General features: G+C 37.3%; 19 protein-coding genes. All 19 read left to right on the top strand.

Annotated features, from left to right (window positions below; all coding sequences use genetic code 11):
* Window positions 1-2,163, top strand: coding sequence for a T9SS type A sorting domain-containing protein (locus IPI65_15260; protein MBK7442832.1), 2,163 nt, complete (start codon window positions 1-3; stop codon window positions 2,161-2,163).
* 14 nt (window positions 2,164-2,177) lie between these two features.
* A complete protein-coding gene (locus tag IPI65_15265; protein ID MBK7442833.1) occupies window positions 2,178-4,331 on the top strand; it encodes a T9SS type A sorting domain-containing protein in 2,154 nt (717 codons plus the stop codon).
* A 9-nt stretch (window positions 4,332-4,340) separates the two neighbouring features.
* Window positions 4,341-7,442 (top strand): T9SS type A sorting domain-containing protein, encoded by a 3,102-nt coding sequence (locus tag IPI65_15270; GenBank protein MBK7442834.1) that lies wholly within the window; start codon window positions 4,341-4,343, stop codon window positions 7,440-7,442.
* A gap of 202 nt (window positions 7,443-7,644) precedes the next feature.
* Window positions 7,645-9,780 carry a T9SS type A sorting domain-containing protein gene (locus tag IPI65_15275; protein ID MBK7442835.1) on the top strand — a complete coding sequence of 712 codons (2,136 nt, stop codon included), beginning with the start codon at window positions 7,645-7,647 and terminating at the stop codon, window positions 9,778-9,780.
* Window positions 9,781-9,989: 209 nt separating this feature from the next.
* On the top strand, window positions 9,990-10,511 hold the full coding sequence (locus tag IPI65_15280; GenBank protein MBK7442836.1) for a hypothetical protein: 522 nt from the start codon (window positions 9,990-9,992) through the stop codon (window positions 10,509-10,511).
* Complete coding sequence (locus IPI65_15285; protein MBK7442837.1) at window positions 10,436-10,726, top strand: hypothetical protein; 291 nt, start codon at window positions 10,436-10,438, stop codon at window positions 10,724-10,726. The genes IPI65_15280 and IPI65_15285 overlap by 76 nt, the downstream gene beginning before the upstream one ends.
* Window positions 10,686-11,504 carry a hypothetical protein gene (locus tag IPI65_15290; protein MBK7442838.1) on the top strand — a complete coding sequence of 273 codons (819 nt, stop codon included), beginning with the start codon at window positions 10,686-10,688 and terminating at the stop codon, window positions 11,502-11,504. The genes IPI65_15285 and IPI65_15290 overlap by 41 nt, the downstream gene beginning before the upstream one ends.
* 62 nt (window positions 11,505-11,566) lie before the next feature.
* On the top strand, window positions 11,567-13,240 hold the full coding sequence (locus IPI65_15295; protein MBK7442839.1) for a putative metal-binding motif-containing protein: 1,674 nt from the start codon (window positions 11,567-11,569) through the stop codon (window positions 13,238-13,240).
* A complete protein-coding gene (locus IPI65_15300; protein ID MBK7442840.1) occupies window positions 13,182-13,838 on the top strand; it encodes a T9SS type A sorting domain-containing protein in 657 nt (218 codons plus the stop codon). Before IPI65_15295 ends, IPI65_15300 begins: the two co-directional genes overlap by 59 nt.
* Before the next feature lie 13 nt (window positions 13,839-13,851).
* Entirely contained in the window at window positions 13,852-14,820 is a 969-nt protein-coding gene (locus tag IPI65_15305) for a hypothetical protein (protein ID MBK7442841.1), read from the top strand.
* Between the two features lie 217 nt (window positions 14,821-15,037).
* Window positions 15,038-16,018 carry a T9SS type A sorting domain-containing protein gene (locus IPI65_15310; protein MBK7442842.1) on the top strand — a complete coding sequence of 327 codons (981 nt, stop codon included), beginning with the start codon at window positions 15,038-15,040 and terminating at the stop codon, window positions 16,016-16,018.
* A gap of 36 nt (window positions 16,019-16,054) precedes the next feature.
* Window positions 16,055-16,291: an FG-GAP repeat protein gene (locus IPI65_15315; protein MBK7442843.1), complete on the top strand. Its 237-nt coding sequence runs from the start codon at window positions 16,055-16,057 to the stop codon at window positions 16,289-16,291.
* 66 nt (window positions 16,292-16,357) lie between these two features.
* On the top strand, window positions 16,358-16,516 hold the full coding sequence (locus IPI65_15320) for an FG-GAP repeat protein (protein ID MBK7442844.1): 159 nt from the start codon (window positions 16,358-16,360) through the stop codon (window positions 16,514-16,516).
* 211 nt (window positions 16,517-16,727) lie between these two features.
* Entirely contained in the window at window positions 16,728-17,153 is a 426-nt protein-coding gene (locus IPI65_15325; protein MBK7442845.1) for an FG-GAP repeat protein, read from the top strand.
* 112 nt (window positions 17,154-17,265) lie between these two features.
* On the top strand, window positions 17,266-17,748 hold the full coding sequence (locus IPI65_15330) for an FG-GAP repeat protein (protein ID MBK7442846.1): 483 nt from the start codon (window positions 17,266-17,268) through the stop codon (window positions 17,746-17,748).
* A 61-nt stretch (window positions 17,749-17,809) separates the two neighbouring features.
* Window positions 17,810-18,001, top strand: coding sequence for an FG-GAP repeat protein (locus IPI65_15335; protein ID MBK7442847.1), 192 nt, complete (start codon window positions 17,810-17,812; stop codon window positions 17,999-18,001).
* Window positions 17,974-18,186, top strand: a complete 213-nt coding sequence (locus tag IPI65_15340) for an FG-GAP repeat protein (GenBank protein ID MBK7442848.1) — start codon at window positions 17,974-17,976, stop codon at window positions 18,184-18,186. Before IPI65_15335 ends, IPI65_15340 begins: the two co-directional genes overlap by 28 nt.
* 261 nt (window positions 18,187-18,447) lie before the next feature.
* Complete coding sequence (locus tag IPI65_15345) at window positions 18,448-18,585, top strand: hypothetical protein (protein MBK7442849.1); 138 nt, start codon at window positions 18,448-18,450, stop codon at window positions 18,583-18,585.
* Between the two features lie 22 nt (window positions 18,586-18,607).
* The coding region (locus IPI65_15350) for an FG-GAP repeat protein (GenBank protein ID MBK7442850.1) at window positions 18,608-18,893 on the top strand (286 nt) is incomplete at its 3' end.

Raw genomic sequence — 18,893 nt, forward strand, 5'->3', positions numbered from 1 at the left:
ATGAAATTTTTTTTAATATTAACCTTGCACTTTCTGTTTTTCAATAATTTCTCTTTTGCTCAGGCACCGGAAATTGAATGGGAAAAAACTTATGGAGGAACTAAATTAGATGATCCAGATGATATTTTAGATTTGGGTACAGATGGATTTATTGTTATTGGGGATTCCTATTCCAACGATGGTGATGTTTCCGGCCATCACGGATCAACTGCATATTATGATGTTTGGATTGTTAAATTGGATGTTGACCATAATATTGAATGGGAGAAATCCTACGGAGGTACACAAGATGAACATCCATGTTCAATTATACAAACTCCTGATGGATTTATTGTAGGCGCCATGTCTACATCGAATGATGGGGATGTATCTGGCAATAATGGATCAGTTGATTATTGGGTATTTAAAATTGATACGTTAGGAGATATTATTTGGAGTCATTTATATGGGGGAACAAATATAGATAATGCAAGATTTCTCAAAGCAACTCCCGATGGGGGCTCGATATTTATTGGAGAATCACGTTCAACAAATGGTGATGTTTTAGGGCATCACGGCGATGATGGATCAATAGATATATGGGTATTAAAGCTAGACGTGCTCGGAAATATTGAGTGGCAGCGTTCCTTGGGCGGCACGAGTGGTGAAGAAGGTTATACCGTGGATATCTTAACTGATCTTAATTATATCATTGCAGGACATGCCTTCTCAATTGATGGTGACGTAACAGGTAACCATGGAGAAAGTGATTATTGGATAATTAAATTATCAACTGCTGGTGAAATTATTTGGCAGAAGTGTTTGGGTGGTTCTGACTATGACTACTCGTTTTGGGTAAATGCAACTCCTGATGGTGGTTGTATTGTAACCGGAAGCTCCGAATCCAATAATGGCAATGTAACAGGCCACCATGGAACAGGAGCTCGTGATGATATCTGGATTGTAAAGCTAGATTTTGATGGAATAATTGAATGGCAAAAATCCTTTGGTGGAACAAAAGATGATTATGGGCGTCAAATAATTAATACAAGCGATGGAAATTATATTTTCACAGCACATACTTATTCAATTGATGGCGACGTAATTTTTAATCATGGGAATTCTGATGCATGGGTAGTTAAAATAAATCCATTTGGAGAAATAATTTGGCAAAAATCTTTAGGGGGGTCAGAGGATGATAGTGGTTCTAATATAATTGAATTAAACGATCAAAGTTTTGTTATTTTGGTTCAGGCATATTCAAATGACGGGGATGTTTCATTTAATCACGGAAGTATGGATTATTGGTTGGTCAAACTGTTCCCGGAATGTATACCATCCCCCGAACTCTGCAACTCGCTCGACGACAACTGCAACGGCCTCATCGACGACGGCATCACCGAAACAATTTCCATCTCCGCTGGCGGACCAATTACATTTTGTCAGGGCAGTAGCGTGTCGCTCACTGCCACCTACTCAGGTGCAACTGTTCAATGGAAAAAGAATGGCACAAATATTCCCGGTGCAACAATCCCAACATATAATGTTACAACAAAAGGAAATTATTCTTGTGTAACAACCAGTGCATGCGATACTGTAGAATCCACACCCATTTTCGTAAACGTAATTAAAAACCCCAACGCAAGTATATCTGCCGGAGGCCCAACAACTTTTTGTGCAGGTGGAAGTGTTGTATTAACAGAAGTTGCGGTTGCAGGTTGTACCTATCAATGGTATAAAGGCGCAACTCCAATTGCCGGAGCAACATCATTAACTTATACTGCAACTACCTCAGGTAATTATAAATGTCGAGTTACCAAAGCGGCGACAGGTTGTTATAAAAATTCGAATGCAATTGCGGTGAGTGTGCCGTGTAAAGTAGGCTTGCCTGCCGGGGAGGCAGGGGAGATGTACAATGATGAAAATGCATTCGCAATTTATCCGAATCCAAATAATGGAACATTTACAATTGAAGCAACTGTAATGACGCAAAATTATGCATCTCCCGAATCAACAATTGAAATATACAACAACCTTGGACAATTAATATTTTCCAAGGAGGTTATTGCTAATGATGGTATAATAAATGAATTAATTGAAGTTGATAATTTTATTCCCGGTTTTTATTTGATTAAATTATGGAATAAGAACAAACAATATGTAAGCACTATTATATTTGAATAATTTAAATCTTTGTAATGAAAACATATTTATTACTAATTCTAAACACTTTTTTCTTCTTTAATTACTGCTTTTCTCAAGCACCGGCTATTGAGTGGCAGAATACGATTGGGGGCGATAAAGATGAAGCTGTTACTTCAATAATCCCTACAGCCGATTACGGATATTTTCTGGCAGGTTATTCAAATAGCGATATCAGCGATGATAAAACTGAAAATGCAATCAGTTTTTCTACTGATTTTTGGATAATGAAAATAGATTCCTCAGGAAATATTCAATGGCAAAATACCATCGGCGGTTTTGGGTACGACTATCTCTCACATGCTATTGCATGTATTGGAGGTGGTTATTTATTAGTAGGATATTCTAACTCTGGAATTTCCGGGGATAAATATGAGCTTGGAAATGGTGGTCATGATATCTGGGTCGTTAAGGTAAATGCAATAGGCAATATTGAATGGCAAAATACAATTGGTGGCAGTGGGCTCGATGATTGCAGAAGAGTAATTCAGTGCAGTGATGGTAATTATATTATTGCAGGTCGATCCGATTCAAATATTTCCGGCGACAAAACTGAAAATAGCCAAGGTGGTTTGGATAATTGGATATTAAAATTAAATAGCACCGGATCTATTTTATGGCAAAATACCATCGGAGGGTCTTCAACTGAAACTATAGAAGAGATCATAGAAACTGCGGATAATGAAATTATGGTTTTTGGCGATTCATTCTCAGATGTATCTGGTGATAAAACAATTCCCTCTTATGGCAACAGAGATTTTTGGGTGCTTAATCTTGATTCTTTGGGAAATATTCTATGGCAAAAAGTAATTGGCGGAAGTGGCGACGAAATTTTGAATGGTGTTGTTGTCTGTCCCGATGGTGGATATTTATTAGGTGGCAACTCAACATCATCTATATCGGGTGATAAATCCGAAATTAATATTGGCGGTTATGATTTTTGGATTGTTAAAATTAGCGATGAAGGAATAGTTGAATGGGAAGAAACAATTGGCGGAATAAGTAGTGATAATATATATGCTTTAGAATATTTTAATGATGGTTATATCATAGGTGGTAATTCGCTATCAGGAGTTTCAGGTGATAAAACCGAACCAACGAATGGAGGTTATGACTATTGGTTCGTTAAAATTGATAGTCTAGGAAATATAATCTATCAAAAGGCCTATGGGGGAAATAAAGACGATGCCATAGTATGTGCAACTTTAAGTTTGGATGGTAATCTGATTTTAGGTGGCTATTCATATTCTGGGTTATCAGGCGATAAATCTGAACCCAATCTTGGTGGAACAAATAACTTTGATATCTGGCTAATAAATTTAATGCCTGAATGCATCCCTGCAACAGAACTCTGCAACTCCCTCGACGACAACTGCAACGGCCTCATCGACGACGGCATCACCGAAACAATTTCCATATCCGCAGGCGGACCAATTACATTTTGTCAGGGCAGTAGCGTTTCGCTCACTGCAACCTACTCAGGCGCAACTGTGCAATGGAAAAAGAATGGCACCAATATCCCCGGTGCAACAAGCGCAACCTATAATGTTACAACAAAAGGAAATTATTCTTGCGTAACCACAAGCGCATGTGGTACAGCAGAATCAACACCCATTTTCGTCAACGTAATTAAAAACCCCAACGCAAGTATCTCTGCCGGAGGCCCAACAACTTTTTGTGCAGGTGGAAGTGTGGTATTAACTGAAGTTGCGGTAGCAGGATGTACTTACCAATGGTATAAAGGCGCATCGCCAATTGCAGGTGCAACATCGTTAACGTATACTGCAACTACATCCGGTAATTATAAATGTCGTGTTACAAAAGCTGCAACAGGTTGTTATAAAAATTCGAATGCTATTGCTGTGAGTGTGCCGTGTAGGGAAGGCTTGCCTGCCGGCGAGGCAGGGGAGTTGGTGGAAAATGAAACTGTTATATATCCCAATCCTGCATTGAATGTTTTAACCATCAAAACAAATAATAATCAAATTAAAATAATTAATTTATACGATGCATTAGGTAGATTAATTAATAGCCAGATCGCTTCCGAAAATGAAGTGTTTTTAAATGTTGAAAATTTACCGGCTGGGACTTATTTTATTCAAATTGTAGAACATCAAATTGTTTCAACATATAATTTCATAAAACAATAATCAGAAATAGTGAAGTATGTTTTTCACATATTTTTAATTTTATTCACCCTCAATGTCAAGGCTCAACTTGTTGAAATTGAATGGCAGAACACTATCGGAAGTGTAGAAACCGATGGCACTAAAAGTATTATACAAACCAGCGATGGCGGTTATTTAATTGGTGGAAGTTCTTATTCGGGAATCGGCACTGATAAAACTGAACCATTATTAGGTTTGCAGGATTGTTGGATTATTAAAACTGACAGCATTGGAGCAATTGAATGGGAACGAACCCTTGGTGGTGCACAGAATGATTTTGTTACAAGTATTGTTGAATCAGCAACCGGTGGTTATTTAATCGGTGCTATTTCTAATTCAGATACTTCTGCAAATAAAACAGAAACTTCTCCCGGTGGCGATTACTGGTTAATTAAATTGGATAATTTAGGAAATATTGAATGGCAAAATTCTATTGGTGGTTTGGGTGTTGATTACCTTACGGCAATAAACCAGACCTCGGAAGGTGGTTATATTCTTTGTGGTACATCCAACTCCGCCATCTCATTAGATAAAACAGAAAATTTTATTGGGGAATTTGATTTTTGGATTGTGAAAATAAATGCAATTGGTGAAATAGAATGGCAAAATACCATTGGTGGTGATTTGTTCGAACAACCTGAAGTTATTTATCAATTAAACGATAATGGATTTATTGTTGGCGGATTTTCGAATTCACACATTTCCGGCGATAAAACTGAAGATTTAATTGGTGAAGATGAGGATACTTATGATTATTGGGTAATTAGACTGGATAGCCTTGGGAATGTGATTTGGCAAAATACAATTGGCGGAACATTAGATGATAATTTATTGGATATTAAAAGTAGTTCCGATGGCGGGTTTATTTTAGCAGGTTATTCAAATTCTCCAATTTCCGGAGATAAAACAGAATTAGGATGCGATTTATATGACTATTGGGTGGTTAAAATAGACAGCCTTGGAAATATTGTTTGGCAAAATGTGATTGGTGGTGAAAGCAATGATTTCCTGAATAAACTAATTGCTATGCCTAACGGAAATTTTATGTTAGCAGGTTTTTCGAATTCAAACATGTCCTGCGATAAAATGGACATGAATAAGGGCGACTACGACTTTTGGCCGGTATTGATAGATAGTTTGGGTAATATTATTTGGCAACAAACTATTGGTGGTGCTGAAGATGAATATTTATATGCAATTGCTCAAACTGATAACGGATGGCCAATTTTAGCCGGTGATTCCGAATCCGGAATTTCAGGAGATAAAACAGAACCCAATTATGGCATTTCTACGATTACAGATTTGTGGGTTGTTAAATTTAATGAAACAGGTAATATTCAATGGCAAAATACCATTATGGGCCCTTATGCTGAATTAGCGGGTAACATAGTTCAATTACCGGACGGCGGATATGCTGTTGGTAGCACATCTTACTCCTCTATTGGATGTGATAAAACGGAAAATATTGTGGGTGCCTCCGACTATTGGATAATAAAGTTGGATACTGTGGGCAATATTGTTTGGCAAAATACTATTGGTGGTAATCAGCCGGATGAATTGAAGGCAATGGTACCAACTTCAGATGGTGGATTATTTTTAAGTGGGAGCTCCTGGTCGCCCATATCGGGTGATAAAACGGAAACAGTAATTGGTGGTTTGGGTAGCCCTGATTATTGGGTAGTTAAATTAAATGCATTAGGTAATATTGAATGGCAAAATACTATTGGTGGCGAGTATGATGATTATTTAGAAACGGCTGCACTAACACCTGATGGTGGTTTTATAATTGGTGGCTCTTCTACTTCTGATATTTCAGAAGATAAATCTGAAAATCATATCGGCGGACTTGGCGGCGATTACTGGGTTGTAAAATTGGACAATGTTGGTGCAATTGAATGGGATAATACTATTGGTGGTGAAGACATGGAATCATTATCTGACATAGCAGTTACAGCTGATGGTGGTTATATTCTTGCCGGTAGCTCATCCTCAGATATAGGTTACGATAAAACTGAAAATGCATTCGGGGGTCGTGATTATTGGATAATTAAATTAAATGCTACAGGGGAAATACTATGGCAAAAAACGATAGGCGGCAACTCAGCGGATTTTTTATATACTGTTGAACAAACTTATGATAACGGATTTATTTTCGGAGGGATTTCCAATTCTGATATTTCAGGTGTAAAAACCGAAAATTCCATGGGCGATTTTGACTATTGGGTAATTAAAACAGATAGTATTGGTAATATCGAATGGCAAAATACAATTGGAGGTGATTATGATGATTATTTTGATGAAATAATTCCAATGCCTATAGATAGTACTTATTTAGTTACAGGTTATTCTAAATCAGGAATTTCAGGTGATAAAACTGATTCAGTTGGTAGTGCAGATTATTGGGTCGTTAAATTAGATAGCATCGGCAATATTATTTGGGAACAAACATATGGTGGGACAAAAACCGAGTATTTATCTGGTGGTGCATCCATAACTTCGGACAACGGTTTTATAGTGAATGGAGCTTCCAATTCCGGAATTTCCGGTGATAAAACAGAAACTGTTTGCGGTGATCCAACAACTTATGATATCTGGATTGTACAACTAAATTGCATCAATCAAACATACTATGCCGACCTTGATGGCGACGGCTTTGGAAATCTGCTTACAACTCAGTTTGCATGTTATCAACCAACAGGTTATGTGTTAGACAGCACCGATTGTGATGATTTGAATGCATTGATTTATCCGGGTGCAATCGAAATTATTAATGACATAGATGACAATTGTAATGCAATTATTGATGAACATAATATTATTGTTAATCAATTCGAAAATGAGGATTATTTTATTATATCTCCAAACCCCAATAACGGAACATTCACCTTAAAATTTAATACCAATAATCAGTCATCTATTTTTGTTCAAGTGCTGGATATTCAGGGAAAAATTATTTATGAAAATACATTCATTAACTCCGGCAGCCATGCTATGGTGGAGGTTATCACTGGTGACTTAGCAGATGGAATTTATATTTTAAAAGCAAAGGGCAACAATTTTATCGCGGAACAAAAGTTCATTTTGCAACACTAAATTTGTGGCTGCTATTAAAAATAAATTTATACTTAATGATGTATGAATGAACGTTCATTCATAATACGAAAAACCTTTCCCTCCACAATCAGGTCATTCCAAACCAACTTAATGAGGTATTCCTTAACAAAAAACAACCATTTCGCATCAATTTATTTGAAATTTTAAGGTTTTGGCGCTAAATTTCTACAAAATAGATACCATGAAAGTTTTTGCTTTTTGCTCCCTTTTATTTGGTGCACAGCTGCTAACAGCCCAGGCGCCCGCCATCGAATGGCAAAACACCATCGGCTCTACACAAGATGATTATATCGAGACAATCAACCAAACTTCCGATGGTGGTTATATTGTATGCGGAACGTCGTATGGCGGATTAGGCGGCGATAAAACCGAAAATAAAAAAGGCGAAAACGATTATTGGGTAATTAAATTAAATGCAGATGGTAGTATCCAATGGCAAAATACCATTCAGGGTAACTCACGCGACCACGGCAAAGTGGCAATTGAAACTACCGATGGCGGCTTTTTGGTTGCAGGTGAATCACTCAGTACCGCACAAAATGATAAAACTGAAGCTTCAAATGGATTTGAGGATATCTGGATGCTGAAATTGGATGCAGCAGGTAATATCATTTGGCAAAATACTATCGGCGGACCTTCAGATGAAACGATGCGTGATGTGATTCAGACAGCAGATGGCGGATATTTATTGCTCACCACTAGTTTAAGTCCAATTGGTGGCGATAAAACAGAAAGCTCCTCACACAATGATATTTGGTTAATCAAAACTGATGCAATGGGTAATGTTGTTTGGGATAATACAATTACTGCAGTATTTATTGATTATGGAATTACAATCCGGGAAGACGAAGACGGTAATTATTTTCTGGGTTGCTCATCATCAAGTGCTATTAGTGGCGATAAAACAGCAACACAAAAAGGCTGGATGGATTTGTGGGTAATTAAAATTAACCCTGAAGGTGATATTTTATGGCAGGAAACTTATGGAGGCACTTTTGATGATTCTATGGAAGATTTGCTGCTTACCAGTGATGGTGGTTTTATTTGTGTAGGTACTTCCACAAGTAATGCAGGCGAAAACAAAACTGAAAACGGATTTGGTGTGCAGGACTGGTGGGTAATTAAAATTGACGAACAATTAAATGTTGAATGGGATCGCACTTTTGGCGGCTCAAGTTTCGATTATGCCAAACAAGTGTTAGAAACACCTGAAGGAGATTTTATACTTGCAGGTTCTTCATCAAGCGGAATTTCCGGTAATAAAACTGTTCCCCTTGCAGGTAGTAGTGATATTTGGTTAATAAAATTAGATGCAAATGGTAATGAAATCTGGCAAGATGCAATTGGCGGAAATGGTGTTGATCAAACTTGGGAGTTTATCCATACTGCAGACGGTGGATATTGTATTGCAGGTAATTCTGATTCAAATATTTCCGGCGATAAAACCGAAAATCATCTCGGTCAATATGATTATTGGGTAGTTAAACTCGCTCCGGATATTTGTGTGCCATCCATTGAAATTTGTAATACAATTGACGACGATTGTAACGGAATTATTGATGACGGTTTATTTGAAACTATTTCAATAGAAGCAACCGGCGACACAATTTTTTGTCAGGGAGGTTCTGTTAATTTAACTGCAACTTATACCGGAATAAGTGTACAATGGAAAAAAAATGGCACCGCAATTCCGGGCGCAACAACTTCAACTTACACGGCTAATAAATCAGGATATTATACCTGCGAAACAACCGGTGATTGCGGTTCAGCTGAATCTGCACAAATACATGTATTAGTCAATAAAAACCCCAACGCAAGCATCTCAGCCGGAGGCCCAACAACTTTCTGCGCCGGTGGAAGTGTACTATTAACAGAAGTTGCTGTTGCAGGATGTACCTACCAATGGTATAAAGGCGCATCACCAATTGCAGGTGCTACAGCATTAACATATACTGCAACTACATCAGGTAATTATAAATGTCGTGTTACCAAAGCGGCAACAGGATGTTTTAAAAATTCAAATGTTATTGCGGTGAGTGTGCCGTGTAGGGAAGGGGAATCAATCAACCCTCAAACTACATTTACCATTTATCCAAACCCAACCAACGGAACATTTACTATTTCGGATTTTGCCTTTGTGAATCACTCTTGTCAAATTGAAATTTATAATGCCATCGGTCAACAAATTTATATCCGGGAAATAGCAACAACACAAAACGCGATTGAAGTTAATCTTTCTAATATTGCTTCAGGAATTTATATCATCAAAATGAGAAGTGGAGCCATTGTGACGGAGCAAAAATTAATTATCGAATAAACAATTTTTTATAAGGTAAAGGCAGAGATTCGTATTGTGAATGAACGTTCATTCATAATATGAATCTCTGCCTTTTTCACATCCCGGCAGCAAGTTGGCGGTTGCATTCCCTAATTGAATGCGGCATTTCACATCAAAAATGGCTGATTTCACACAGTTATACACCTAAACCCGGCAGGAAATCGGTATTTTTAGGGGAAACATACATCATGCGACAGCTCATTGCCTGCATAATTTTAATCCACTTGTTATCATGGGCATCATACCCAAATTTGTGTGCTCAGGACCCGGTTGTGCAATGGGATAATACAATTGGTGGAAATGCTACCGATATGCTGACTTGCTCAGCAGAAACTCCTGACGGTGGGTTTATTCTCGGCGGGTATTCTTATTCTACTCCTTCCTATGATAAAACGGAATATGTCGGGATTTGCGATTATTGGATAGTTAAACTCAATAGTGCAGGTGTAATTGAGTGGGAAACTACAATCGGCACTACGGTTACAGATAACCTGATGGCAATTGTGCCAACAACCGACGGAGGATATTTACTGGGTGGATACACAGCCGGCGGAATATCAGGTGATAAAACTGATCCTGCAATTGGACTTAGAGATTATTGGATTGTAAAACTTGGCCCTACAGGTGACATCGTTTGGCAAAAACTATCGGCGGAACTGGAGATGATTATCTCACTAATATCTTACCACTTGGCGGCACAGGATTTATAATTAGTGGCTATTCTTCATCAGGTATTTCCGGGAATAAAACCGCCGCCTGTATTGGTGGTTATGATTATTGGATTTTAAAAATTAACTCGGTTGGAAATATCATTTGGCAATTTACTATTGGTGGAACGGCAAATGATTATTTATATGAAACAATTCGCAATAGTGAAGGGAATTATGTGTTGGCAGGTTATTCTAATTCGAATATCCGGAAATAAAACGGAAGCAAATATTGGAGCATATGATTATTGGGTTGTTGAAATAGATGGGTCGGGTAGTATTGTGTGGCAAAACACAATTGGTGGAACTGAAAACGATTATCTAAATGGTATTTGTGAATTAAATACCGGAGGATATATTCTTGCAGGAATTTCAACCTCAAATATTTCCGGTGATAAATCAGAAAATAGTTTAAATTATGCTGACAATTGTTATGAATGTGAATTTGATTATGAATACAATAGTGAAGATTATTGGGTAGTGAAAATCAGTAATGAGGGTGATTTAATTTGGGAAAATACATACCTCACCGGTGGAATATATTCCTCAGCAGATGTAGATGGTGCGTTTCAATATGAGGATAATAAAATTATGATATTTGGGAATGGTAAAGGCGGTTATGATAACCTGGAAACAGATGGAGGTAACGACTATTGGTTGATAACAATTGATACCAACGGTTATATAGTGAGGCAACAAGTTTTAGGTGGAGAAATAACTGCCGAGTATGATGAATATGAAGGTGACTATTATTATTATAATAATGAAAACTATTTAAAGTCTTGTCTCATGACTGCAGATGGCGGTTTTTTTGTTGCCGGTTCATCTACCGGAAATTTAGGCAACGATAAATCTGAAGCACCTATGGGCGATTATGAAAACTTTGATTATTGGGTATTAAAACTCGGTCCTGATACCTGCATCCCCGCACGGTTTATTCTGATAATGATCAGGATGGTGAAGGTCAAAATTTTATTACAAATACCTGTGAATTAACTTATGGCCCCTGGATAAATAATACACTCGATTGTGATGACCGGTATGCAAGTGTAAATTCAATGGCAACCGAAATTTGTGATAATTTAGATAATGACTGCGATGGGTTAATTGATGAAGGTTTAATAGATTGTACTGCTGGACCGCAAATTACCTGGGATAAAACATTGGGTGATACTACGTATAATAGTTTAACTAATATTTCAGCAACCAATGATGGCGGATCTATTGCTGTCGGATATATTAATGCATATTCTGAAGAAAATATATTCGGCATTGGTTATGAAGATAATTATGATATTGAAATTTATAAATTAGATGCCGCAGGAAATATACAGTGGCAGAAAATTATTAGTGCGGATGATGAAGACAGGGGAGTCCGTGCTGTACAAACTACCGACGGGGGATTTATGATTGGTGCTAATTCCAATTCAGGTGTATCAGGGGATAAAACGGTTTATGGTTTTGGAAATGACGATTATTGGATTATCAAATTAAATGTGAGTGGCGAAATTATTTGGCAAAAAGTGTTTGGAGGTGGTGGATCCGATTTATTAACAGATTTGGAAAGCACACCTGATGGTGGAGTATTAATTGCAGGGTATTCAAATTCCACTGCTTCTGGCAATAAAACAGAAAATGTTTATGGCTCCTCAGATTTCTGGGTGCTTAAATTAAACACTGCAGGTGATATCGAATGGCAAAATAATATTGGCGGTTTTGAATTTGACTACAAACCACAAATATCCTTCGATAATATGGGTAACTATTATGTTGGTGGAACTTCATATTCAAATGCAGGTGGTGATAAAACAGAAATGCATAAAGGTTTTGGTGATTACTGGGCTATTAAGTTAAATGACTCAGGAACTATTATTTGGCAAAATACAATAGGTGGGGCATTGGGGGATGAGGTTTACGACATAGATGTTGATGATTCCGGATCCATGATTTTAATGGGAACATCTTCTTCCGCGACATCAGCTGATAAAGCCGAAATAAGTATATCAAAAGATTATTGGGTAGTAAAATTAAAAACAGATGGAAGTGTCGACTGGGAAAATACTATAAATGCCTCAAACGAAGATTACGGTACTGCTGTTGCAGTTTGCCCTGATGGTGGTTATTTGGTCGGAGGATATTCTAATTCAATTCCAGGCACCGATAAAATTGAACCATACATAATACCGATGTTTAATAGTTACGTAGTTTCAAACAGTGAGAAAAATGATTTTTGGATATTAAAATTGGATAGCGTTGGAAATACAATTTGGCAAAACACAATTGGCGGAAATATGGGCGACTTCTTAACTTCAATTGCTATTACAAATGAAGAAAAAATAATTTTAGGCGGCACCTCCAAATCAGATAAATCCGCTGATAAATCGGAAGCTATGTTGTTCCCAATTCAGGAAAAAATTGAAGAGGATGATTGGGGTAACAAATGGACTGATTATTATCCTAACACCGATTTTTGGGTAGTTCAATTACAACCTGAAAACTGCGCACTCATCGACGAACTCTGCAACACCCTCGACGATAACTGCAATGGTTTAATTGATGATGATGTAATTGAAACAATTTCAATTTCTGCTGCCGGGGCAACCGAATTTTGCCAGGGTGGAAGCGTAATATTAAATGCAACTTATTCAGGAACATCTGTTCAATGGCAAAAAAATGGAAGCAATATTCCGGGTGCTATCGCGGCTTCATATACTACAACCACAAAAAGGTAATTATGCATGCATCACAACAAGCGATTGCAGTTCAGCAACATCTGAACCAATATTTGTAAATGTATTTAAAAATCCAAAAGCAATAATTTCCGCTGCGGGACCAACTACATTTTGTGTTGGTGGAAGTGTATCATTAAATGTAAGTCCTGTAGCCGGTTGCAGTTATCAGTGGTATAAAGATGCATTGCTTATTCCTGGTGCTACAGCTACAAATTATCTTGCAACATCTGCGGGTATTTATAAATGTATCGTTACTAAAATTGTTACGGGATGTTATAAAAATTCGGCGGGTATTATAGTGACAGTGCCATGTAGGAATGGTGAATTTGGCGAAAGTAATCTTGTAGTGTATCCAAATCCAAGTAAGGGCAATTTTACTTTGGAAGCTAATTTAGAAAATTTGGATCTTTCTAATTTAGATGATATCACAATAGAAATATTTAATAGCATTGGACAACGTATTTATGAGGTACATATTTCCGAATCAAATAATATAATTCTACAAAACATAATTATTGAAAATTATGCATCGGGTGTTTATTTGTTAAAATTAATTGTCGGCAAAGACACTTATGAGCAAAATTTAATTTTTAATTAAAAACGAATTAGACATGAAAGGTTTAATATTAATTATCCATCTTTTTTGCTTTTTAAATATCTATACTCAGTCACCTGAAATTGAGTGGGACAACACAATTTCTGCCAAATATGACGATTGGTCTTTAGCCATAGATAAAACCAGCGATGGTGGCAGTATTGTTGGAGGCTACTCATTTTCAGCCGCTTTTGGAGATAAAACCGTAGATAGCTGGAACGACGATTATTGGATTTTAAAATTAAATGCTGAAGGAATAATAGAATGGCAAATATCGCTTGGTGGCAACAGCACGGAAAATTTATATGTGATTAAAGAAACACCTGATGGTGGTTTCATTGCAGGTGGCAATTCTTCATCCTTAATCAGCGGTGAAAAAACCACTGCTTCCTATGGAAGTCAGGATATTTGGGTGGTTAAACTCGATGCTACCGGAAATATTATATGGCAAAACTCCTTTGGTGGTGACGAAGGTGATTATTTATATGACATCGGTCTCACATCTGATGGTGGGTATATTTTAGGCAGTAAATCCTATTCAGATAGTTCAGGTGTAAAAACCGAAAATGGTTTAGGCGATTATGATTACTGGGTGATTAAATTAAATGATATCGGTGAAATTCAGTGGCAAAATACCATTGGGGGACAATATGGCGATTGGTTGCGGTCGGTGGAACAGACTACTGATGGTGGTTACATTTTAGGTGGATATTCCAGCTCAAATATATTTCGCGACAAAACGGAAAATTCATTCGCATTAACAGACTATTGGATTATTAAATTAGATGCCATTGGAAATATTGTTTGGCAAAATACAATTGGCGGCGACTTTAAAGATGAACTGTATAGAATCACCCAAACAATAGATGGCGGATATCTGGCAACCGGTATTTCGATGTCGGCATTGTCGGGTGACAAAACTGAAGAAAATGCCAGTTGGAATTATGATTTTTGGATAATTAAATTGAATGATATTGAGAAATAACATGGCAACAAACCATAGGTGGTTACGGCGAGGAGAAATTACATGACATGTATGAAAATCCTGATGGTAGTTTTATACTTGAGGTTCATCCGCTTCGAATATCTCTGTTGATAAATCTGAAAATTCACGTGGAGGATTAGATTATTGGATTGTAAAAATTGACAACTTAGGCAATATTATATGGCAAAAAACGATTGGAGGTTCTGAGGACGATGTTTTGTATGGTATAAGTCCTACACTCACTAATGGAATAATTTGCACAGGCATTTCAGCTTCAGATATTTCCGGTGAAAAATCTGAGGTGACAGCTAATCCACCAGGTTCGTATGACTACTGGGTTGTTAAACTCGAACCTGAAATTTGTAGCCCAACTCCCGAACTCTGCAACACCCTCGACGATAACTGCAATGGTTTAATAGATGATGATGTAATAGAAACAATTACTATCACAGCAGTTGGTGCAACAGAATTTTGCCAGGGTGGAAGTGTAATATTAAATGCAACTTATTCAGGCACATCTGCCCAATGGCAGAAAAATGGTGTTGATATTCCGGGTGCGATAACCTCTTTATACACTGCTACAACAAAGGGTAATTATTCTTGTGTAACAACAAGCGATTGCAATTCAGCAACATCTGAACCAATATTTGTAAATGTGTTTAAAAACCCAAAAGCAATAATTTCAGCTGCAGGTCCAACTACATTTTGTGTTGGTGGAAGTGTAACCCTCAATGTAGCTCCTGTTGCAGGTTCCAGCTACCAATGGTATAAAAATGCATTGCCAATTCCGGGTGCTACTGCTACTAATTATCTTGCAACATCTGCCGGTATTTATAAATGTAAGGTTACTAAAATTGTTACGGGGTGTTATAAAAATTCTTCAGGAATTACCGTGACAGTTCCTTGTAAAGAAGGCGCATTCATTTCATCTGAATCAACAGTTACCATCTCCCCAAACCCAAGCGCAGGCTTATTTACAGTCTCCGCTTTCTCCCAGGCTCCACTTGAAAACAATTCATCAGCTCAACTGGAAATTTATAATGCAATCGGACAAGTCATTTATACACAATTAATGGAGACTACTGATGGACAAATTAATTGTGTTATTAATTTACAGCATATCGCAAGCGGCATTTATTTTGTCCGTTTAAATGCTGGTGGATTATGTTCAGAAAAAAAATTAATTATTCAGCAGTAAATAAACAATTATTTATTAAATATAATGAATTTCAATATGCAACCTAAACCGGTACAAAATTCAATTCGAACGTTTTATACACTATTTTTTATCTATTTTTCTGTAAGTTCATATGTTGGTTTTGCGCAAACTCCTGCACCGGACCTATTAATTGAAAGTAATATTTCATTGGCACATTACGGAACCGCAGTTGCATCAGCAGGAGATATTAACGGTGATGGTTATGGAGATGTAATTGTCGGCACTAAAAAATTATACAAACATAGAAACTAATGAAGGTAAAATAGAAATTTACTTAGGTTCAGCCGTAGGAATAAATCCTTTTTACCTTCAACAGTAATTGAAAGCAATTTACCAAATACTTATTATGGCAACTCGGTAGCTTGTGCAGGCGATATTAATAATGATGGATATGATGATGTTATTGTTGGGGCTTATTTATATGATAATGGTCAAACAAACGAAGGTGCAGTATATATTTATCATGGCTCGCAGTAGGTTTAACAATAATACCGCAATAATTCTTGAAAGCAATCAAGCAAGCGCACAATTTGGTAGATCCGTTTCCTCTGCAGGCGATATCAATAATGACGGATTTGATGATGTATTAGATTGGTTCAGATGCTTACACAAATGGTCAATCGTTGGAAGGTAGAACTTTTGTTTATCATGGCTCGCTGCTGGTATTGGCATTGCGCCTGCTGCAACAGTGGAAAGCAATCTTGCAAACGCTGCTTTTGGCCGTTCTGTTGCCGGATTAGGTGATGTTAATGCGGACGGTTTTGATGATATTATTGTCGGCTCACCAAACTACTTGAATGGTCAAAGTCAAGAAGGTAGAGCATACATTTATCACGGAACTGCCACGGGAATAAACACAGTTCCGATTACAATTATGGAAAATAATAAAGCCATTTCTTATTTGGGGTTTTCTGTTTCCGGTGCAGGGGATGTTAATAGTGATGGCTATTTTGATGTTATCATAGGCGCTTATAATGCCGATAATCTTCAAGATGGTGAGGGATTCGTTTATATGCATTATGGTTCAGCGTCAGGTATAAGTGCAACACCGAATATTGTTTTGGGATCAAATCAAGAGGCAGCTTTTTTAGTACTCGGTTGCTTGCGCCGGTGATAGGAATGCAGATGGATTTGATGATATTATCGGAGCAAATGACTTTACCAATGATGATGAACAAGAAGGCAAAGCATTTATTTATTATGGTTCCGCGTCAGGAATTACAGATATGCAGAACGCCACTTTTGAGAGCGATAAACCGTATTCGAATTTTGGTGCTACCGTTTCCGGAGTAGGGGATGTAAATAATGATGGTTTTGATGATTTAATTATTGGTGCTACCGACTATTCAAATACACCGTCCAATGAAGGTGCTATTTATTTTTATTTTGGCGACAATTGTCCCACCACAATTTACCATGCAGATAGCGACCTTGATGGTTTTGGCAGCATGATTTCAATTATAGTTGCCTGTGAAATGCCGATAGGTTATATTTTAGATGGAAGTGATTGCAATGACACCGATTCTTTACAAAATCCAAATACGATTTGGTATTTAGATGATGATTATGATAATTATTATGCCGAACAGGCACACCATACACTCAATGTGAGCGACCTGATTGGAGTTATTTTTTTTACTGGAATTTTAGGTGGAGACGATTGCAATGATTCAAGCGAAGTCGTTTTTCCGGTGGATTTGAATATTTAGATAGTATAGATAATGATTGCGATGGATTAATTGAAACGGATTATGACTGACTTATGATGCCTTGCTGAAATATAATGGCATTGCGGGAAGATTTGCGCATGCTGTTTCTGAAGCCGGAGATGTGAATGGTGACGGATTTGCCGATATAATTGTTGGCGGATTTACTTACGATAATATTGAAATTGACGAGGTGCAGCATTTGTTTTTCTTGGTTCGGCAACAGGCATATCAAATACACCTGCAAATATTTTAGAAATAAATCAGGCCTCAGCCTATTTTGGATATTCAGTTTCTACTGCCGGAGATGTAAACAATGATGGCTATGATGATATTATTGTTGGTGCAACATTATATGATAATGGTGAAACAGACGAAGGTCGTGTTTATATTTACCATGGTTCTCCAACAGGTATTATAGGCACACCGCAAAAATATTAGAATCTAATCAAACAACTGCACAGTTCGGCGGTGCAGTATCAAATGCGGGCGACATAAAACAACGATGGATATGATGATATTATAGTAGGTGCACAATTATATGATAATGGTCAAACCGATGAGGGTGTTGCGTTCGTTTATTGTGGCTCACCGGTTGGTATAAAATCTGCACCATTTACAATGATAGAAAGTAATCAAACGCTTTACGTTTTGGATGTGCTGTTTCAACAGCAGGTGATGTTAATAATGATGTAGGACGACGTGGTTGTGGGTGCATATCTCGCTGATTATGGGCAAGATGAAGAGGGTGCTGCATTTGTATATCATGGTGGCCCATCAGGAATTAATACTGTGTATGCAGTAAAAATGGAAAGTAATCACATATTGCAGATTTGGTAATAGTGTATCAAACGCAGGCGATTTGAATAATGATGGTTATTCAGATTTAATTATCGGAGCAATTCAATATAATGGCATAGCAACTAATGTAGGAGCTGCATTTACTTATCATGGTTCACCAACAGGAATTCCGAGCAGTCCAACAACAATTTTGTCTGGCATGCAAGGATCTGCTTATTTAGGTTCATCAGTAAATACGCTTGGCGATGCCAATGGTGATGGTTATTCCGATGTAATTGTTGGCGCATATCAATATACTAATGGTCAATATGATGAAGGGGCTACTATTTTATTACGGAACATCAACC

The organism is Bacteroidota bacterium, from assembly GCA_016706255.1.
In the GTDB taxonomy this organism is placed as follows: Bacteria; Bacteroidota; Bacteroidia; order Chitinophagales; family BACL12; genus UBA7236.